Source organism: Paraburkholderia sp. RL17-380-BIE-A (assembly GCF_046028085.1).
Lineage (GTDB): Bacteria > Pseudomonadota > Gammaproteobacteria > Burkholderiales > Burkholderiaceae > Paraburkholderia.
This window is the reverse complement of the sequence record NZ_JARESQ010000037.1, coordinates 1-20,140: the sequence shown is the minus strand read 5'-3', so window position 1 is coordinate 20,140 and position 20,140 is coordinate 1. Positions and strand designations below refer to the sequence as shown.

Below are 20,140 nucleotides of genomic sequence, written 5' to 3'. Positions count from 1 at the left end.
TGATCCTGAACAGAAGATTGGCCGTCCGCGTCAGCTGTTCATCGGCGACACGCAACGTGAAGCCAAGCCGATCGCGCAACGTTGATTGGTTTAAGTCCGCATCGTTCGCAGTGGTCGGTTCTGCTGCGAGCTGACGCGGAATGTGGTTGATAAGAAATGCCCCGACGGGTTCTCCCGCCGGGGCATTTTGTTTTCACATTCGATCTCGCGCGTTCGAGCATGAGATCACGCGGCGGTGCAGCAAGCTGCAAGCGCGCGCAGGCGTGCCGGGTAACGTCGATACAGGTATCGGCACTACCACCCAACTCCCTGTTTTTTATCGGTTTTCTTCCTGATTGAGCGGCCCAAAGCGGGATTCTGCGTGGCATAATCGACCGACACGGTCAGCCCGCAGTCATTACTACCCCGCATACCATGGCACAGACTCTCTACGACAAATTGTGGAACACACACGTGGTCCACTCGGAAGAAGACGGTACGACGATTCTCTATATCGACCGTCACCTGCTGCACGAAGTCACCAGCCCTCAGGCGTTCGAAGGCCTGAAGCTGGCTGAGCGTCCGGTGTGGCGCATTAGCGCGAACCTGGCGGTATCGGACCACAACGTGCCGACCACAGACCGCAGCCACGGCATTGCCGATCCGGTTTCCAAGCTGCAAGTCGACACGCTCGATTCGAACTGCGACGCCTACGGCATCACGCAGTTCAAGATGAACGATCTGCGCCAGGGCATCGTGCACATCATCGGGCCGGAGCAGGGCGCCACGCTGCCGGGCATGACGATCGTCTGCGGCGATTCGCACACGTCCACGCACGGCGCGTTCGGTGCGCTGGCGCACGGCATCGGCACGTCGGAAGTCGAGCACGTGCTGGCCACGCAAACGCTCTTGCAGAAAAAGAGCAAGAATATGTTGGTGAAGGTAGAAGGCGCGCTGCCGCGCGGCTGTACCGCGAAAGACATCGTGCTCGCCATCATCGGCAAGATCGGCACGGCAGGCGGCACCGGCTACGCGATCGAATTCGGCGGCTCGACCATCCGCGCGCTTTCCATGGAAGGCCGCATGACCGTCTGCAACATGGCGATCGAGGCAGGCGCGCGCGCCGGCATGGTCGCGGTCGACGACACCACCATCGAGTATCTGAAAGGCCGCCCGTTCTCGCCGGAAGGCGTGGAGTGGGATCACGCGGTCGAGTATTGGAAGCAGTTCAAGACGGACGAAGGCGCGCACTTCGATCGCGTGGTCGAACTGAACGCCGCGGATATCGTGCCGCAAGTCACGTGGGGCACGTCGCCGGAAATGGTCACGGCCGTAGACGGCCGCGTGCCGGATCCGGACCGTGAAAAAGATCCGGTCAAGCGCGACGCCATGGAGCGCGCGCTGAAATACATGGCGCTCGAACCGAATGCGCCGATCGAATCGATCAAGCCGGATAAAATCTTCATCGGGTCGTGCACCAACGCGCGTATTGAAGACATTCGCGCCGCGGCTTACGTCGTGAAGAAACTGGGCCGCCGCGTGGCGCCGAACATCCGTCTGGCCATGGTCGTGCCGGGTTCGGGTCTCGTGAAGGCACAGGCGGAACGTGAAGGCCTCGACAAGGTCTTTACCGACGCCGGGTTCGAATGGCGTGAACCAGGTTGCTCGATGTGTCTCGCCATGAACGCCGACCGGTTGGAGCCGGGTGAGCGTTGTGCGTCCACGTCGAATCGTAATTTCGAAGGTCGTCAGGGCGCCGGTGGGCGTACCCACCTCGTGAGCCCCGCGATGGCTGCGGCCGCCGCCATCGAAGGGCATTTCGTCGATATTCGCAAGCTTGGATAAACACGCATGATGAAGAACATGAATCGCACCACTCTATTGCGTCGCTTCGCGCTCGGTTCCCTGGCTGGGCTTTTGCTCGGTCTAGCCGGTTGCAACACGGTGCACGGATTCGGCGAGGACATGTCGCACCTCGGCAATTCGATCAGCAATCACGCTGATAAATAAGCGGTTTTTGATTTTTGCCGGCCATGCGCCGAGCGGCTTTGCGGCCGCCGCGCGCATCGCCCGGTCTTGAAACAGGTGCCAAGCGTCATGGATAAATTCATCGTACACACCGGCGTCGTGGCGCCGCTCGATCGCGAGAACGTCGACACGGACGCGATCATTCCGAAGCAATTCCTGAAGTCGATCAAGCGCACGGGTTTCGGCCCGAACGCATTCGACGAATGGCGCTACCTCGACCACGGCGAGCCGGGTCAGGACAATTCGAAGCGTCCGCTGAACCCGGATTTCGTGCTGAACCAGCCGCGTTATCAAGGCGCTTCGGTGCTGCTGGCGCGTAAGAACTTCGGCTGCGGCAGCTCGCGCGAGCACGCGCCGTGGGCATTGGAGCAATACGGTTTTCGCGCGCTGATCGCGCCGAGCTTCGCCGACATTTTCTATAACAACTGCTTCAAGAACGGCGTGTTGCCGATCGTGCTGACCGAACAGCAAGTCGATCACCTGTTCAACGAAACGTATGCGTTCAACGGCTTCAAGCTGACGGTCGATCTCGAAGCGCAAGTCGTGCGCACGTCGGACGGCGGCACGGAGTATCCGTTCGAAGTCGCGGCGTTCCGCAAGTACTGCCTGCTGAACGGCTTCGACGACATCGGCCTCACGCTGCGCCACGCGGACAAGATTCGCCAGTTCGAAGCAGAGCGGATCGCGAAGCAGCCGTGGCTCGCGCACCGCATCGTCGGTTGAAGGAGTAAGGGCGTAGCGCGCGCTTACGGATTCAAGCTCAAAAGTCTCGAAGAAAATCTCAAGGAATTCGCATGAAGATCGCAGTGTTGCCGGGCGACGGCATTGGTCCCGAAATCGTCAAGGAAGCCGTCAAGGTCCTGAATGTACTCGGCGAGAAATTCGAACTCGAAGAAGCGCCGGTTGGCGGCGCGGGCTACGAAGCGAAGGGCCATCCGCTGCCTGATTCGACGCTGGCGCTGGCAAAAGAAGCCGACGCGATCCTGTTCGGCGCCGTTGGCGACTGGAAGTACGACTCGCTCGAACGCGCGCTGCGCCCGGAGCAGGCCATTCTCGGTCTGCGCAAACACCTGCAACTGTTCGCGAACTTCCGCCCGGCAATCTGCTATCCGCAGCTCACCGGCGCATCGTCGCTGAAAGAAGAGATTGTTTCGGGCCTCGACATCCTGATCGTGCGCGAGCTGAACGGCGACATCTATTTCGGCGCGCCGCGCGGCGTGCGTTCGTCGCCCGACGGCCTGTTTGAAGGCGCCAAGGAAGGTTTCGACACGATGCGTTATTCGGAACCCGAGGTGCGCCGCATTGCGCACGTTGCGTTTCAGGCAGCGCAAAAGCGTCAGAAGAAGCTGACGAGCGTGGACAAGGCGAACGTGCTTGAAACCTCGCAGTTCTGGCGTGACGTGATGATCGACGTTTCGAAGGAATACGCGGACGTCGAACTGTCGCACATGTACGTCGACAACGCGGCCATGCAGTTGGTCAAGGCGCCGAAGGCGTTCGACGTGGTTGTCACCGGCAACATGTTCGGCGACATTCTCTCCGACGAAGCGGCCATGCTGACGGGCTCGATCGGCATGCTGCCGTCGGCCTCGCTCGACAAGAACAACAAGGGCTTGTACGAGCCGTCGCATGGTTCGGCACCGGACATCGCCGGCAAGGGTGTCGCGAATCCGCTGGCCACCATTCTGTCGGCTGCCATGATGCTGCGCTATTCGTTGAACAAGGCCGAGCAAGCCGATCGCATCGAAAACGCCGTGAAAAAGGTGCTCGAACAAGGTTTCCGCACCGGCGACATTCTCACGCCGGGTTGCAAGCAGGTCGGCACGGTTGCCATGGGCGACGCGGTCGTCGCAGCACTGTAAAAAAAGCGCGCGAAGCAAGCAGAAGTCAGGTCGTCAAACGGCCTTTAAAACGCGAATTGGCCTCGAATGAGGCCGATTCGCGCGTAATACGGGCGACAGCGGCGGACATTGACGTCGCCAGATTCCGGTTTTCGTGTATATTGTAGCGATGGCGCACACAGCTCAAATCTCCTCGATTTCGACACTGCACGGCAAAACGGCCCGTGTGGTTGAGCTCGCCATTACCGCCAAAGCTTCCATTAAAACGATTACCCCGAAAACGATCACGAAGCGCTGATCGTCCGTCGTGCCCGCTCATCTTCCCCGCGCGGTCACTGCGGGCAAAGATGCGGGGAAGTTTCCATTCGAAGGGTATGAAGTCATGAACGTAGGTCTCGTAGGTTGGCGCGGCATGGTCGGCAGCGTCCTGATGCAACGTATGCAGCAGGAAGGCGATTTCGATCTTATCGAACCGGTGTTTTTCAGCACCAGCAACGCGGGCGGCAACGCGCCGTCGTTCGCCAAAAACGAGACCAAGCTCAAAGATGCGACAAGCATCGAAGACCTGAAGAAGTGCGAAGCGATCATCTCCTGCCAGGGCGGCGATTACACGAACGAAGTGTTCCCGAAGCTGCGCGCGGCGGGCTGGAACGGTTACTGGATCGACGCGGCTTCGTCGCTGCGCATGAAGGACGACGCGGTCATCATTCTCGATCCGGTCAACCTCGACGTGATCAAGAACGCGCTGGTCAAGGGCCAGAAGAATTTCATCGGCGGCAATTGCACCGTTAGCCTGATGCTGATGGCGCTCGGCGGCTTGTTCCGCGAAAACCTCGTCGACTGGATGACGGCCATGACGTATCAGGCCGCTTCGGGCGCGGGCGCGCAAAACATGCGCGAGCTGCTGCAGCAAATGGGCACGCTGTACGGTGCGGCCAAGGAAGATCTGGCTGATCCGGCGTCGGCGATTCTCGACATCGACCGCCGCGTGCTCGCCGCGATGAACAGCGACCGCATGCCGACCGACAACTTCGGCGTGCCGCTCGCCGGCTCGCTGATTCCGTGGATCGACAAGGATCTCGGCAACGGCATGTCGAAAGAAGAGTGGAAGGGCGGCGCTGAAACCAACAAGATTCTCGGCAAGCCGGCCATGGGCACGCCCGGTTCGATTCCGGTCGACGGCCTGTGCGTGCGGATCGGCGCAATGCGTTGCCACTCGCAGGCGCTGACCATCAAGCTGAACAAGGACGTGCCGCTGGACGAAGTGAACAGCATCCTCGCGTCGGGCAACGACTGGGTCAAGGTGGTGCCGAACGAGCGTGAAGCGTCCATGCGCGATCTGTCCCCGGCGGTCGTGACGGGCACGCTGACGGTGCCGGTCGGCCGCGTGCGCAAACTGGCGATGGGCGGCGAATACCTGTCGGCTTTCACGGTCGGCGATCAGCTGCTGTGGGGTGCTGCGGAACCGCTGCGTCGCATGCTTCGCATTGTGCTCGACAAGTAAAGTAAACTACGCGCTCACGACGCGTAGAAAACTCAAGAAGCGTCGCGCTTGCGCGGCGCTTTTTTCATTGTGTGCTCCGATTATCTTGTCTCTCTCCAACCGCAAAAAAGGGCTGCGCGCTGACGCGCCAGGAGTCCCGATGAACCTTCGACTCTCATCCCTTCGGGCTATGTTCGTTCATCAAGGTGCGCGCCGACTGACGGCCGCCGCCGCTTTGGCTCTCGCGCTGGGTACCGCCGCCGTGGGCAGCGCGGTCGCTGCGCCAGGCGACGCCGCGAGCGCGCCAGACGGGGCCTCCGTTTCCTACGCGAACGGTGGTCAATTTACGGTTCGTCCAGGGCAGTCGCTGAACGACGTGGCGATTGCCGTCACGCAGTCGCATGACCGGGCGACGCTCGCACGCGCCTCGCGCGCGTTGTTCGAGGCGAATCCTAACGCCTTCATGAGCCATGATCCGAGCCGGATGCGCGTGGGTGCGGTGTTGACGGTGCCGGCGCTGGACGCCTCGGGGGCGCTGGCTGCGTCGTCGGCGGGTGTTGCGTCGGCTGGTTCTGCGGCGACTGCGCCTGCTTCGACGCCGAGCACCGGTGCGGCGAGCGGCGTCGCGCAGGTCAATGCAGCGGCGGCAAGCGCGGCGACGCCAACCGTCCCTGCCGTGTCTGCGACGACAGCCACTCCTGCCGTGTCGGCGCCGGCCAGTGCAGTTGCCGAGGCAAGCTCTGCGACGGCGGGCGGTACGGCTTCCTCTGCGCCGATCGCCGGATCGCAGGCAGCAGTATTGCCGGCCAGCACCGCTCATGAATGGACCGGCTCGATTCAGCCCTCAGCTAGCGAGCCTGTTGAAGGCGCCTCGGCGGCCGGTGCCGGAACAATTGGCGCGGCGAGCGCCGCACAACCGGCTTCGCAGCCGCGTGTGCAAGTCTCGAGTTTGCAGCAATTGCTCGCATTGAAAAACCGCGTGCTGATGGAATTGCAGAAGCATGGCATTGGCGGTACGCCGGCTGTTAAGGGCGGCGCGTCGACTGGCGTCGCGCCGTCGGCACCCGGTGCGTCCTCGGTGGCGGCTGCGCCTGGTCACGCCGCTACGCCGGCAGCTTCGACGTCGAAGGATGTCGGCATGTCGCAGACGGAACTGAGCGTGGCGGCTGCGGTTGGTGCGGCGCTGGTTGCGCTGCTCGCGGCGTTGCGTATGGGGCGCCGGAAGCGCGAGCGCGCCGCGGCGGCTGAAGCTGCGTCGGAGGGGAGCGATTTGGCGGCGTCCGGGCGGTCAGTGGGCCCGCAGGAGGTTGTTGAGACGCGCGTGCAGACTCCGTCGGTACACGAAACGCCGGACGCGAACGACGAGGTGGCGGCCCGAAATGCGGCGGCGCTGGCGGCGACTGAACGTGAGGCCGCGGAAGGTGACGCGGCGGCGCGTGAGATGGCGGAGCGAGTAGCAGCAGAACGCGACGCGGAAATTCGCCGGGCGGCGGCGCGGGAGGCCGAGGAGCAGGCGTTGGCGCGCGCAGCCGCAGAACAGGCTGCGGCGGAACGTGTGGCCGCAGAAAAGGACGCGGCGGAGCGTGTGGCCGCAGAACGGGCCGCGGCGGAACGTGCGACCGCAGAGCAGACCGCGGCAGAGCCCGCAGCCGCAGAACAGGCCGCAGCAGAACGTGTAGCCGCAGAGCATGCAGCCGCAGAGCATGCAGCCGCAGAACCGGCGGCGGCAGAACCGGCGGCGGCAGAACAAGCAGCGGCGGAACAAGTGGCGGCGGAACAAGCGGCGGCCGAACAAGTGGCAGCCGAACAAGCGGCAGCAGAACATGCAGCAGCCGAACACGCAGCAGCCGAACACCCAGCAGCGGAACACGCAGCGGCAGACCGCGCAGCAACTGAACAATCCGCATCGAGCCACGCATCCACCAGCCACGCAGCGGCACCCGCACAAGACCCTGCCGCACCCCAGCACGTCTGGCACGAACACGACACAACATCCGCATCCGCCGAATCCGCGCACGTCGAGCCGAACAGCGCGCCGTCCGCTCAAAGCGATTTCGCGCCCGAACCCCTTCCTGCGCCCCCGCTCGATCACTTCGATGACGCGACCATGGCCGCGAGCCTTGCCGCCGCCGCGGAACTCGGCGCCGAGGCACTGCCGCTGGCGCCGCCCGAGCCCCTCGACGAAGCCTTCCCGCACGAGGAACCCGTTCATCGTTTGCAATGGGACGATGTGCCCGCCGAACCGCGGGAACCGTCGGTCGAACTGCATCAATCGGCGCAGACTGAGCACGCGCCGTCGGTGCCGGCTGAGTTTCCGCGCGACGCCGTCGATGCTTTCGGCAGCCTCGACATGCCGTTGCCACCGCGCGTCGAGTCATCCGCTGACCGCGTGCATGCCCCCGCTTCGCTGTCGACGCAACCGGTGGCATCGCCGGAAGCCACGGCGAAACAGTCCGCCGCCGAGCACCACCCGAACGACACACCGCACGTCGCCGATGAGATTGCAGCCGGTACCGCAGGTCACGCGTCCGTCGCCGGCTTGGGCGCCGGTTTCGGTGCCGGCTTTGGCGCGTCCGGCTTCGGCGCGCTGAAGCTCGATTTCGACCTCGAGTTGCCGCCCAGCCCGGCCGAGCCGTTGCCGGCATTTACGCCGGCCGATCTCACCCGCATCGCCCGCAACAAGCTCGATCTTGCTGCCGAGTACATCGAACTCGGCGACCTGTCCGGCGCGCGCGCGCTCATCAACGAAGTGATCGAGACGAACGATCCGGGTACGCGCACCGAGGCCCGCGCGTTGCTCTCGACGCTCGCCCCGTTGTCGTGAAGCGTATCGCTCTAGGCGTCCAGTACGACGGTTCGGCATTTTGCGGTTGGCAGTCGCAACCGCATGGCAACACCGTCCAGGACGAGCTCGAACGGGCGCTGCGTGAGTTCGCGCAGACGCCGGTGCCCACCGTGGTTGCGGGCCGCACCGATACAGGAGTGCATGGCCTCGGCCAGGTCGTGCATTTCGATACCGAACTCGACCGCGCGGACGTTTCCTGGGTTCGCGGCACCAACTCGTTTCTGCCGAAGACGATCTCGGTGCAGTGGGCCAAGCCGATGCCCGACGAGTTCCACGCACGTTTCTCGGCATTCGAGCGGACCTATTACTACGTGCTTTACGTCCATCCGGTGCGCTCGCCGATGCTGGCGACGCGCGGCGGCTGGGTGCATGCGGCGCTCGACGTCGAAGCGATGCGGGCCGCCGCCGCTCATCTGATCGGCGAGCACGACTTTTCGGCGTTCCGCTCGTCGCAATGTCAGTCGAAAACGCCGGTCAAGCATCTGTATCAGATCGACGTGCAGCAGCAGGGCGACTTCGTCCATTTCCGTTTTCGGGCGAACGCGTTCCTGCACCATATGGTGCGCAACCTGATGGGCTGTCTCGTCTACATCGGCCGTGGCCGTCGCCCGGTCGAATGGATGGCCGAGGTGCTGGCGAGCCGCGATCGCGAGGTCGCCGCGCCGACCTTCATGCCCGATGGCTTGTATCTGGCGCAGGTGGGCTATCCTGAGCAATTCGCCGTGCCCGCGCCGCAGACGGGCAGCGTGCCGTGGAGTACCGTATGGACCGAGCAGGCGCAAACATGAAATCAACCGAAAACTTCGCGAACGAATCCAATACCGGTGTGGACCAGCAGGCCATGCCGCATCGCACGCGCATCAAGCTGTGCGGCCTGTCGAAGCCGGAAGACGTGGCCCACGCGATCAACCTCGGCGCCGATGCGATCGGCCTCGTGTTTTACCCGCCGAGCCCGCGTTCGGTCAGCGTCGCGCAGGCCGTCGAGCTGGTGCACGACGTGCCGCCGTTCGTCTCGGTGGTCGGCCTGTTCGTCAACGCTACGCCGGACTGGATTCGCGAAGTGGTGAGCAACGTCGGGCTCACGCTCTTGCAGTTTCACGGCGACGAGACCGCGGAGCAGTGCGAATCGCTTGTCGGCGTTGCGGGTTTGCCTTGGTTGCGTGCGTTACGCGTTGCGGCGGATACTCAGCCGGCCGATTTGGTAAAATCGGCTCTTAGCTATTCAGCAGCCAGCGGCCTTCTGTTCGACACCCATGTCGAAGGATACGGCGGCGGCGGGAAGGTCTTCGATTGGTCACTTATTCCAGCAGGGCTCGCGCGTCGGGCCGTTTTGAGTGGTGGGTTGAGCGCGCAAAACGTCAGTGATGCGATCCATCGCGTGCGCCCGTATGCGGTCGATGTCTCGAGCGGCATCGAAACGCCGGGCGCCAAGGGCGTGAAAGATCACGCCCGGATGGCGGCGTTCGTACGCGCAGTGCGCGCAGCTGACGCTGAATGATTCCGGCGCCGCGATGCTCTCGCACGAGAGCCGCGCGCCACACTGAGAAGAGTGATCACCATGTATAACTTGCCTGACGAAAGAGGCCATTTCGGCCAATTTGGCGGCTCGTTCGTCGCTGAAACGCTGGTTCACGCGCTCGACGAATTGCGCGAAGCCTACGAGAAATACCAGAAAGACCCCGACTTCGTCGCCGAATACGAGCGCGAACTGAAGTATTTCGTTGGCCGTCCTTCGCCGATTTATCACGCCCAGCGCTGGAGCGAGATGCTCGGCGGCGCGCAGATTTTCTTCAAGCGTGAGGATCTGAATCACACCGGCGCGCACAAGATCAACAACGTGATCGGCCAGGCGCTGCTCGCCAAGCGCATGGGCAAACCGCGCGTGATCGCGGAAACCGGCGCCGGCCAGCACGGCGTAGCCACGGCCACCATCGCCGCGCGTTTCGGCATGGAATGCGTGGTCTACATGGGTGTAGAAGACGTGCGCCGCCAGGCCGCCAACGTCTACCGTATGAAGTTGCTCGGCGCGACCGTCGTGCCAGTCGAATCCGGCTCGCGCACGCTGAAAGACGCGTTGAACGAAGCCATGCGCGACTGGGTGACGAACGTCGAAGACACGTTCTACATTATCGGCACGGTGGCGGGTCCGCACCCGTATCCGATGATGGTGCGCGACTTCCAGCGCGTGATCGGCGACGAATGCAAGGTTCAAATGCCTGCATTGGTCGGCCGTCAGCCGGACGCCGTGATCGCGTGTGTTGGCGGCGGTTCGAATGCCATGGGCATCTTTTACCCGTATATTGACGACACATCGGTGAAGTTGATCGGCGTGGAAGCGGCTGGCGACGGCATCGAAACCGGCCGCCACGCTGCTTCGCTGATCGGCGGAAGCCCCGGCGTGCTGCACGGCAACCGCACCTACCTGCTTCAGGATGAAGACGGGCAGATCATCGAGACGCATTCGGTGTCGGCGGGCCTCGATTATCCGGGCGTCGGTCCGGAGCACGCGTGGTTAAAAGAGAGCAAACGCGCGGAATATGTCGGCATCACCGACGAAGAAGCGCTCAAAGCGTTTCACGACTGCTGCCGCATCGAGGGGATTATTCCGGCGCTGGAATCCAGCCATGCGCTGGCCTATGCCGCAAAACTCGCGCCGACGCTGCCGAAGGATAAATACCTTCTGGTCAATCTGTCGGGCCGCGGCGACAAGGACATGCATACGGTCGCTGAGCGATCGGGCATTCAGTTCTGAGCGCCGCGACGATGCGTGACGAGTTCGACGAGCCGCAGCCGGCAATTGAAACTACGCCGGCCGCCGATATCCCGGCGGCCGAGGCGCCTGCACTGCTGTTGCCGCAGGTGCCCGCCGGCATTCAGCTGTTGAACCGCGATTTTCTGTCCGATGTAGCGAACATTCCCGGCGGGTCGATCGACCTGATCCTGTGCGATCCGCCTTATGGGCTCGGCAAGGATTACGGCAACGACTCCGACATGCGTACGGGCGAAGACTTTCTCGCTTGGACGCGCGGCTGGCTCGAGCTGGCTATTCCGAAGCTCAAGCCGTCGGGTTCGCTCTACATTTTCTGCACATGGCAGTACGCGCCGGAAATCTTCAGCTTCCTGAAGACAAAACTCACGATGATCAACGAAATCATCTGGGACCGGCGTGTGCCGAGCATGGGCGGAACGGTGCGCCGTTTTACCTCGGTGCATGACAACATCGGCTTTTTCGCGGTATCGAAGGATTACTTCTTCGATCTCGATCCCGTCCGCATCCCGTACGATGCCGCCACGAAGAAGGCGCGTTCGCGTAAATTGTTCGAAGGCAGTAAGTGGCTCGAGGTTGGCTATAATCCAAAGGATGTCTGGTCGGTTTCGCGTCTGCATCGGCAACATGCCGAGCGCGTCGCGCATCCCACCCAGAAGCCTCTGGAAATTGTCGAGCGGATGGTGCTGGCAAGTTGTCCGAAGGGCGGCCGCGTGCTCGACCCTTTCATGGGCAGCGGCACCACCGCAGTCGCTTGCGCCCGTCAGCAGCGCGAATTCGTCGGCTATGAGATCAATGAAAGTTACTGCGCGATCGCGCGTGAGCGGGTCAGCGCTGCTGCCGCTCCGCCGGTGGCGCGCCGGGTCAAAGCCAAAACTCAACGGCAGACCGAAGTGCAATGAGCGTGCAATGAGCACGCTGCGCGGTAACTCAATTCGAGAATATTCCATGTCCCGTATCAAGAACACGTTTGCTGCGCTGTCCGCCCAAGGCAAGAAAGGCCTGATTCCGTTTATGACGGCCGGCGACCCGGATCCTGCCCGTACGGTCGAATTCATGCATGCGCTCGCCGCCGGCGGCGCGGATGTGATCGAACTCGGCGTGCCGTTTTCCGACCCGATGGCCGATGGCCCGGTGATCCAGCAGTCGTCGGAGCGCGCATTGGCGCACGGTGTGACGCTGCGCCGCGTGATCGCCGACGTCAAACGCTTCCGCGAAACCAATGACACGACGCCCGTCGTGCTGATGGGCTACGCGAATCCGATCGAGCGCATGGGCGCCGAGGCTTTCGCAAAGGCCGCCAAGGAAGCTGGCGTGGACGGCGTGCTGGTTGTCGACTACCCGCCCGAAGAGTGTGCTAACTTCGCCGAACAGATGCGATCTGCCGGCATCGATCCGATTTTCCTCCTTGCGCCCACGTCCACCGACGAGCGTATCGCGGAAGTCGGCAAAATTGCCAGCGGCTACGTCTATTATGTGTCGTTGAAAGGGGTGACCGGAGCGGCGAATCTGGACGTTTCCAGCATCGCGAGTAAAATCCCGGCCATCAAGTCGCGCGTCCCCTTGCCGGTGGGCGTCGGTTTCGGCATTCGCGACGCGCAAACCGCGCGTTCGGTGGCCGAAGTTTCCGATGCCGTCGTGATCGGCAGCCGTATCGTGCAATTGCTGGAACAAGCGGCGCCCGACACCGCCGCCGAGACGCTCACGCGTTTCGTCGCCGAGGTGCGCGAGGCGCTGGATAGCATCGCGACTGCCCGATAACAGTTAATTTTTGTCTTCTGTAGTGTGAGCGGCGGGCTTGTCCCGCCGTTTGCGCGATCGTAGACCCCAGAAGGATTCAATATGAGCTGGCTCGATAAACTGCTGCCGCCGAAAATCAAACAAACCGACCCGAAGAACCGCAAGGGGATTCCGGAAGGCCTGTGGATCAAGTGCCCGTCGTGCGAAGCGGTGCTGTACCGCAACGACGTCGAGGCCAATCTGCACGTTTGCCCGAAGTGCGATCATCACATGCGCATCGGCGCGCGTGAGCGGCTCGACGGCCTGCTCGATCCGGAAGGTCGCTACGAAATCGGCCAGGAAATCGTCCCGGTCGACGCGCTCAAGTTCAAAGACAGCCGCAAGTACCCCGATCGTCTGAAAGAAGCGATGGACGACACCGACGAAACCGACGCAATGGTCGTCATGGGCGGTGCGATTCATACGCTGCCGGTGGTGGTGGCCTGCTTCGAGTTCTCGTTCATGGGCGGCTCGATGGGCTCGGTGGTCGGCGAGCGCTTCGCGCGCGGCGCGCAGAACGCGCTCGAACAGAAGGTGCCGTTCATCTGCTTTACCGCATCGGGCGGCGCGCGGATGCAGGAGAGCCTGTTGTCGCTGATGCAAATGGCGAAGACCACGGCCATGCTGACCAAGCTCGCCGAAGCCAAGCTGCCGTTCATCTCCGTGCTGACCGATCCGACCATGGGCGGCGTGTCGGCCAGTTTCGCGTTTCTCGGCGACGTGGTGATCGCGGAGCCGAAGGCGCTGATCGGCTTTGCCGGCCCGCGCGTGATTGAACAGACCGTGCGCGAGAAGCTGCCGGAAGGTTTCCAGCGCGCCGAGTTCCTGCTCACGAAGGGTGCGATCGACATGATCGTCGACCGCCGCAAGCTACGTGAAGAAATCGCTCAATTGATGGCGCTGCTGAGCCATCAGCCGGCTGACGCGGTGGCGTAAGCCGGCTGCGCGGTGGGGCGTCACGCTTTGTCGAGCGCGCCCGCCGTCAAAAAAAGCAGTAAAAATAGCGCGCCGCGTGAGGGATCAAGCGGCGCGCTGTCATTTCCGGGATAATCACGGTCTCGCAACGCAGCGCCGGTTGCCGACGAAGGCCGGCGCAGGCGCTGAGTTTCCGCGCATAAACCGCCCCAGAGACTAGGCTCTGGCCGCAGCCGCAGCCGCAGCCGCAGCCGCAGCCGCAGCCGCAGCCGCAGCCGCAGCCGCAGCAGACCGCTCGCGGCGCACATTCGCAATACTGCCAAATCGATTCACTCGCGATTCACCCGATGACCACATTCCCCACCCTCGACGCGTGGCTCACGCACCTCGAATCCGCGCATCCGGTCGGCATCGACATGGGTCTGGCCCGCATCACCCAAGTGCGTGACGCGATGCAATTGTCGTTCGCGTGCCCGGTCATCACGGTCGGCGGCACGAATGGCAAGGGTTCCACGTGCGCGATCCTCGAATCCATTCTGCTGCGCGCTGGGTTCACGGTCGGCTGCCACACGTCACCGCATCTGCTGTCGTTTAACGAACGCGCGCGGGTGAACGGCGAAATGGCCAGCGACGCGGATCTGCTGCCGCACTTCGAGGCCGTCGAAACGGCGCGGCTGAACCTCGCCGAACCGGTCACGCTAACCTACTTCGAATTCACGACGCTGGCGATCATGAGCCTGTTCGCTTCGCGCGGCCTGGATGCGGTGATCTTTGAAGTCGGCCTGGGCGGCCGCCTCGACGCGGTCAATATCCTCGATACGGATTGCGCGATCATCACCAGCATCGATATCGATCACACGGACTATCTCGGCGATACGCGAGAGAAAATTGCCTTCGAAAAGGCCGGCATTTTCCGGCCGGGCAAGCCGGCGATCTGCGCGGACCCGGTGCCGCCGCAATCGCTGATCGATTACGCTGAAAAAATCGGCGCGGAATTGTGGCTGTTCGGCCGCGATTTTCGATACGAAGGCCAGGCAGGCAGCGAACGCCAGCAATGGAGCTACGTCGGCCCGACCATGCGGCGTTCAGCGCTGGCCTATCCGGCGCTGCGCGGCGCGAATCAGTTGATCAACACGTCAGCGGCGCTCGCCGGTCTCGAAGCGCTGCGTGACCGCTTGCCGGTGTCGGCGCAGGACATCCGCCTCGGCCTCGCGAATGTAGAACTGCCCGGGCGTTTCCAGGTGCTGCCGGGCAAACCTGCCATTGTGCTCGATGTCGGTCACAATCCGCACGCGGCCGCCGTGCTGACGCAAAACCTCGGGAACATGGGCTTCTTCCCGTACACGTACGCGGTGTTCGGCGCAATGCGCGACAAGGACATAGCCGGCGTACTGGCGCACCTGAAAGGCGAAATCGACCATTGGTGCGTGACCGATTTGCCGACGCCGCGGGCGGCGTCAGCGGAGGAGCTCGAAGCGGCATTGCGCGAGCAGGGCGTGGGCGAGGGCGCCGACAGCAGTGTGACGCGCTACGCGACACCAGCAGAGGCTTTCCAAGACGCGCTAAAACGAGCGTCAGAGAATGATAGAATCGTGGTTTTCGGCAGTTTCTATACGGTAGCAGGCGTCATGGCCTACCGTAAATCGCAGCAACACTGAACGGGCGCCAGGCTCGAACCAAGCGATTCATGGGAATTTTCTCGTTCGGCAAGAAAGACGACGCGCCCAACCGGCGCGGCGCAAATACCAGTTCCACCCGGGCCGCCCGTGGCGAGCGCGTGGAGCGGCGAACCCGCCGCACGGAGCGCACCGTCGACGCCGATGCGATGCTGCTCGACCCTACGTTGCCGGAAAAGCAGCGTGCGCGTCGCCGCCTGGTGGGCGCGATCGCAATGGTCGTAGCCGCGGTCGTCATCTTGCCGATGGTGCTGGACTCGCACCCCAAGCCCGTCACAGACGACATCTCCATCGACATTCCAAGCCGTCCCGCGCCGAAGCTCGCCAAAGCCGAGGAAGACACGCAGGCCGGTGTAGCACCCGACAATCCCACGCCAGACTCAGCAATCGCCGCATCCGGTCTCGCGCCGGCCACGGCAGCAGCCAAGCAAGCCCAACCTGGCGTCACGAAACAATCGAGCGCGGAAGCAAACGCAGCGGCAGCCTCCGCGGTCAAGCCGGCGACGAAACCGCAGGCGCCGTCCGTTGCTGCCAACACCACGCCGGCGGCGCCCGCAGCGCCAGCCAAGCCGGCCAAGCCCCCGGTTACGCATAACGCCGCGACCGTTCCGGCGCCGACCGCTCAGGCCACGAGTTCCGACGACACGAACACGGCCGCCAGCGCGGACGCGAATTCCGGCACGCCAGCTTCGCCGGCCGGCAGCCGTTTCGCCGTGCAACTCGGCGCGTTCGCGAACGACGCCAACGCGCGAAACTGGGCTGCCAAGTTGAAAGCGGCAGGTGTGCCCACATATACCGAACATCGGAAGCAGGCAGACGGCTCCACGCTTACGTTACTGCGGGCCGGCCCGTTCGCCGACCGTGCAGCGGCGAGCGCCGCCATTGCAAAGGTTCGCGAGGCCGGCTTGATGTCGGGCGCGAACAGCGGCGCCGCACAGTAAGTCGGCGATGTTCACTGCCTTCGACTACGCTGTAATGGCGGTGATCGGTTTGTCGGCGTTGCGCGGCACATGGCGCGGGTTTTTGTCCGAGATATTCGGGTTGATCGGCTGGATCGCGGCATTTTTCATTGCTTGCCGCTTTGTCGGTTACGTCGTGCCGTTTATCCCGTCCACTTGGCCGGGCGGCGCGTTGACCCAGTGGCTGCTGGCGTTCGCGCTGGTGGTGATCGGTGTGGTGCTGGTGGCGAGCGTGCTGAACGCCCTCTTGAGCCGCATCGTGCAGGCAACCGGCTTGAGCGGCGTGGACCGCTCGCTCGGTTTGATGTTCGGCCTCGTGCGCGGGGTCATTCTGGTGCTGATTCTGGTCGCCCTGGCTGGCTTGACCGAACTGCCCCAACAGGAATTCTGGCGCAACGCCTTGCTTCGGCCCTATGCGGTCGAGGGCGTGCACGTAATGAAACCGCTGCTTCCCGAGACGCTTGCTGCCTACGTCCGAGTGTGACGATCAGGCGAGTGATGAGGGAAACGCAGCAGGACTCCGGCGCAAACCGGCTGCCGTTACGTTCGGTCGCGTAACTTGCATACGCTCCGAAGCAGGTCCCCTCGGGGACTCCGTTGCAGGCAGCGGTCGCCATGACGAATTTCGTACCTTTGAAGGACATGCCATGTGCGGCATCGTAGGCGTAGTTTCCCACTCTCCGGTCAATCAGCTGATCTATGACAGCCTGCTGCTTCTGCAGCATCGCGGTCAGGACGCCGCCGGCATCGCGACAGCGAACGGCAGCAATTTCCACATGCACAAGGCCAACGGCATGGTGCGCGACGTGTTCCGCACGCGCAACATGCGCAGCCTGCCCGGCACGACCGGTATCGGCCAGGTCCGCTACCCGACCGCTGGTTCCGCGTCGAGCGAAGAAGAAGCCCAGCCGTTCTACGTGAACGCGCCGTTCGGCATCATCCTCGCGCACAACGGCAATCTGACCAACTGGCAGCAGCTGAAAGATGAGATGTTCCGCATCGATCGCCGCCACATCAATACCAATTCCGACACGGAAGTGATGCTCAACGTGCTCGCGCACGAACTGCAGCTCTCGAGCTCGGGCCTGCAACTCGATCCGGCCGCGCTGTTCAACGCCGTGTCGGGCGTGCATCGCCGGGTGCGCGGTTCGTACGCAATCGTGTCGCTGATCGCGGGCTACGGCCTGCTGGGTTTCCGTGACCCGTTCGGCATCCGCCCGCTGTGCCTCGGCAAGCAGGAAACGGCCGAAGGCGTCGAGTGGATCCTGGCGTCGGAATCGGTGGCGATCGAAGGTATCGGCTTTGAATTCGTGCGCGACGTGGCGCCGGGCGAAGCGGTTTTCATCGACATCGAAGGTAATCTGCACTCGCAGCAATGCGCGACGAACCCGAGCCTGAACCCGTGCATTTTCGAACTCGTGTATCTCGCGCGTCCGGACTCGGTGCTCGACGGCGTGCCGGTCTACAACGTGCGCCTGCGCATGGGCGACTACCTCGCGGAGAAGATCAAGCGCGAACTGCCTGACGTTCCAATCGACGTCGTGATGCCGATTCCCGATTCGTCCCGTCCGGCCGCGATGCAGGTCGCGAAGAAGCTGGGCGTGGAATACCGTGAAGGCTTCTTCAAGAACCGTTACGTCGGCCGTACCTTCATCATGCCGGGCCAGGCTGTGCGCAAGAAGTCGGTGCGCCAGAAACTGAACGCCATGGGCATCGAGTTCAAGGGCAAGAACGTGCTGATCGTCGACGACTCGATCGTGCGCGGCACCACGTCGCACGAAATCGTGCAGATGGCGCGCGACGCCGGCGCGAACAAGGTGATCTTCGCTTCGGCAGCGCCGCCGGTGAAGTTCCCGAACGTCTACGGCATCGACATGCCCACGCGCGGTGAACTGGTCGCCCACGGCCGCTCGGACGACGAAGTCGCGCGCATGATCGGCGCGGACCATCTCGTTTATCAGGACGTCGATGCGTTGAAGCAAGCGGTGCGCGACATCAACCCGGCGCTGAAGGAATTCGAAGCGTCGTGTTTCGACGGCAACTACGTGACCGGCGACGTCACTACCGAGTACCTCGACCGCATCGAGACCGCGCGTCTCGCGCCGTCGTCGCAGTCGGATCGCGACGCCGCGAGCGAAGCGATCGACGGTGGCGCGCCGGCCCGTTCGCAACTGCATCTGCAACTGTCGGTGGGTTGAACGCGGCCTGAACGATGCCGCTCGCGGCGTGGCACGCTGCACGCCACGCCGCGAGCGTGTTAGCATGATGGCTTGCGTCGATTTGAACTCAGCTTGCGGACGCGGGGCAACCCGAAACAGCTAAAGCGAATGGTGGACAAGCCGCATTCATCTACCTCCGCTCCAGCTTTCCCCCGCACATGAAGCCCGCTTATGCCGACGCAAAAGCGGGCTTTTTTGTCGCTGCCGTTCGGTAGCACGAGCGTCTCCCGTACGTGGGACGCACACGCCGAACGCAGCCATGGAACATTGGAAACCAGAACCAACATGGACGACTCCCTGAACTTCGATACGCTGGCAGTCCGCTCGGGCACGGTGCGCAGCGACTTCAACGAACATTCGGAAGCGATTTTCCTGACGTCGAGCTTCGTGTTCGCGAGTGCCGCGGACGCCGCCGAAAAATTCAAGAATTCCGAAGACAACTACACCTATTCGCGCTTCACGAATCCGACCGTCTCTATGTTCCAGGATCGCCTGGCCGCGCTCGAAGGCGGCGAGGCCTGCATGGCGACGGCGTCGGGCATGGCCGCGATCATGTCCGTGGTGATGTCGGCGTTGCAGGCGGGCGACCATCTGGTGAGTTCGCAGGCGCTGTTCGGCTCGACGCTCGGCATGTTCTCGCAGATCTTCAGCAAGTTCGGCATCACGACAACGTTCGTCGATCCGACCGATCTGGACGCATGGAAGAACGCCGTGCGTCCGGAGACGAAGATGTTCTTCCTCGAAACGCCGTCGAATCCGCTGACCGAAGTCGCCGACATCGAAGCGATCAGCAAGATCGCCAAGGCGTCGAACGCGATTTTCGTGGTCGATAACTGCTTCTGCAGCCCGGCCTTGCAACAGCCGCTGAAACTCGGCGCGGACGTCGTGATGCATTCGGCCACCAAGTTCCTCGACGGTCAGGGCCGTGTGCTGGGCGGCGCGCTGGTGGGCTCGAAGCAGTTCATCATGGAAAAGGTGTTTCCGTTCGTGCGTAGCGCCGGGCCGACGCTCTCCGCGTTCAACGCGTGGGTGTTGCTCAAAGGCATGGAAACGCTGTCGCTGCGCGTTGAAAAGCAGTCGGCGAATGCGCTTGAAATTGCGCGCTGGCTGGAGACGCATCCGGCTGTGAACCGTGTGTTCTATCCGGGGCTGGAGTCGCATCCGCAGCACGCGCTGGCCATGCGTCAGCAGAAGGCGGGCGGCGCGATCCTGTCGTTCGAACTGAAGGGCGACACGCCCGAGCAGATGCGCGCGAATGCATGGCGAGTGATCGACAACACGAAGATCTGCTCGATCACCGGCAACCTCGGCGATACGCGTACCACCATCACGCATCCGGCGACGACCACGCACGGTCGTGTGACGCCGGAAGCGCGCGCGGCGGCCGGTATCAGCGAAGGTTTGATCCGTCTGGCGGTCGGTCTGGAAAACGCCGGCGATATCCGGGGCGATCTGGAGCGCGGTCTGGCGGGTTGAACGAAGATGTGAGCGTAAAGCTCGATGCGGGACAAGCGGGCCGCTCTGCCGGGCGGTTCGCGCAGTGAATATGTCCGCTGAGACTCGGTGTGGTGAGGCTCAGTGTGTTGAAACTCAGCGCTGTAAGACTCAAAGCAGTAAGACTCAAAGCAGTAAGACTCAAAGCAGTAAGA

Annotated in this window: 18 protein-coding genes; 17 read left to right on the top strand and 1 reads right to left on the bottom strand. The window is 63.0% G+C overall.

All coding sequences use genetic code 11. The annotated features are described in order from the left end of the window. The first annotated feature begins 414 nt into the window (after positions 1-414). The 12 genes from leuC to accD all read left to right on the top strand — a co-directional run bounded on the left by leuC (position 415) and on the right by accD (position 13,658). Positions 415-1,824, top strand: a complete 1,410-nt coding sequence (gene leuC, locus P0D68_RS35315; protein ID WP_091804879.1) for a 3-isopropylmalate dehydratase large subunit — start codon at positions 415-417, stop codon at positions 1,822-1,824. Between the two features lie 6 nt (positions 1,825-1,830). Then, positions 1,831-1,989: an entericidin A/B family lipoprotein gene (locus P0D68_RS35310; protein ID WP_040124161.1), complete on the top strand. Its 159-nt coding sequence runs from the start codon at positions 1,831-1,833 to the stop codon at positions 1,987-1,989. Positions 1,990-2,076: 87 nt separating this feature from the next. Further along, on the top strand, positions 2,077-2,730 hold the full coding sequence (leuD, locus tag P0D68_RS35305; protein ID WP_091804876.1) for a 3-isopropylmalate dehydratase small subunit: 654 nt from the start codon (positions 2,077-2,079) through the stop codon (positions 2,728-2,730). 71 nt (positions 2,731-2,801) lie between these two features. After that, positions 2,802-3,869 carry a 3-isopropylmalate dehydrogenase gene (leuB, locus tag P0D68_RS35300; protein WP_408183577.1) on the top strand — a complete coding sequence of 356 codons (1,068 nt, stop codon included), beginning with the start codon at positions 2,802-2,804 and terminating at the stop codon, positions 3,867-3,869. Between the two features lie 361 nt (positions 3,870-4,230). Then, complete coding sequence (asd, locus tag P0D68_RS35295) at positions 4,231-5,352, top strand: aspartate-semialdehyde dehydrogenase (protein ID WP_408301668.1); 1,122 nt, start codon at positions 4,231-4,233, stop codon at positions 5,350-5,352. A 139-nt stretch (positions 5,353-5,491) separates the two neighbouring features. Further along, positions 5,492-8,155, top strand: coding sequence for a motility hub landmark protein FimV (locus P0D68_RS35290; protein WP_408301666.1), 2,664 nt, complete (start codon positions 5,492-5,494; stop codon positions 8,153-8,155). After that, positions 8,152-8,964 (top strand): tRNA pseudouridine(38-40) synthase TruA, encoded by an 813-nt coding sequence (gene truA, locus P0D68_RS35285; RefSeq protein ID WP_408301664.1) that lies wholly within the window; start codon positions 8,152-8,154, stop codon positions 8,962-8,964. Before P0D68_RS35290 ends, truA begins: the two co-directional genes overlap by 4 nt. Next, positions 8,961-9,674: a phosphoribosylanthranilate isomerase gene (locus tag P0D68_RS35280; RefSeq protein ID WP_408301662.1), complete on the top strand. Its 714-nt coding sequence runs from the start codon at positions 8,961-8,963 to the stop codon at positions 9,672-9,674. The genes truA and P0D68_RS35280 overlap by 4 nt, the downstream gene beginning before the upstream one ends. A gap of 60 nt (positions 9,675-9,734) precedes the next feature. Then, entirely contained in the window at positions 9,735-10,928 is a 1,194-nt protein-coding gene (gene trpB, locus P0D68_RS35275) for a tryptophan synthase subunit beta (RefSeq protein ID WP_091804856.1), read from the top strand. 11 nt (positions 10,929-10,939) lie between these two features. Beyond that, entirely contained in the window at positions 10,940-11,845 is a 906-nt protein-coding gene (locus P0D68_RS35270; RefSeq protein WP_408301659.1) for a DNA-methyltransferase, read from the top strand. Between the two features lie 46 nt (positions 11,846-11,891). Then, positions 11,892-12,704, top strand: coding sequence for a tryptophan synthase subunit alpha (trpA, locus tag P0D68_RS35265; RefSeq protein WP_408183594.1), 813 nt, complete (start codon positions 11,892-11,894; stop codon positions 12,702-12,704). Positions 12,705-12,785: 81 nt separating this feature from the next. Next, positions 12,786-13,658 carry an acetyl-CoA carboxylase, carboxyltransferase subunit beta gene (gene accD, locus P0D68_RS35260; RefSeq protein WP_091804851.1) on the top strand — a complete coding sequence of 291 codons (873 nt, stop codon included), beginning with the start codon at positions 12,786-12,788 and terminating at the stop codon, positions 13,656-13,658. Positions 13,659-13,678: 20 nt separating this feature from the next. On the opposite strand, the gene P0D68_RS35255 is transcribed toward accD, so the two are convergent. Next, positions 13,679-13,960, bottom strand: a complete 282-nt coding sequence (locus P0D68_RS35255) for a hypothetical protein (protein ID WP_408468827.1) — start codon at positions 13,958-13,960, stop codon at positions 13,679-13,681. 24 nt (positions 13,961-13,984) lie between these two features. On the opposite strand from P0D68_RS35255, the gene folC reads away from it, so the two are divergent. The 5 genes from folC to P0D68_RS35230 all read left to right on the top strand — a co-directional run bounded on the left by folC (position 13,985) and on the right by P0D68_RS35230 (position 19,967). Next, the gene (folC, locus tag P0D68_RS35250; protein WP_408301655.1) at positions 13,985-15,295 is read left to right on the top strand and encodes a bifunctional tetrahydrofolate synthase/dihydrofolate synthase; all 1,311 of its coding nucleotides are present in this window, start codon (positions 13,985-13,987) and stop codon (positions 15,293-15,295) included. A gap of 29 nt (positions 15,296-15,324) precedes the next feature. Next, on the top strand, positions 15,325-16,254 hold the full coding sequence (locus P0D68_RS35245; RefSeq protein WP_408301653.1) for an SPOR domain-containing protein: 930 nt from the start codon (positions 15,325-15,327) through the stop codon (positions 16,252-16,254). Between the two features lie 7 nt (positions 16,255-16,261). Then, positions 16,262-16,756 carry a CvpA family protein gene (locus P0D68_RS35240; RefSeq protein WP_035561040.1) on the top strand — a complete coding sequence of 165 codons (495 nt, stop codon included), beginning with the start codon at positions 16,262-16,264 and terminating at the stop codon, positions 16,754-16,756. Between the two features lie 163 nt (positions 16,757-16,919). Next, positions 16,920-18,470: an amidophosphoribosyltransferase gene (gene purF, locus P0D68_RS35235; RefSeq protein WP_091804841.1), complete on the top strand. Its 1,551-nt coding sequence runs from the start codon at positions 16,920-16,922 to the stop codon at positions 18,468-18,470. A 306-nt stretch (positions 18,471-18,776) separates the two neighbouring features. Then, positions 18,777-19,967, top strand: coding sequence for an O-succinylhomoserine sulfhydrylase (locus P0D68_RS35230; protein WP_091809005.1), 1,191 nt, complete (start codon positions 18,777-18,779; stop codon positions 19,965-19,967). Positions 19,968-20,140 lie beyond the last annotated feature (173 nt).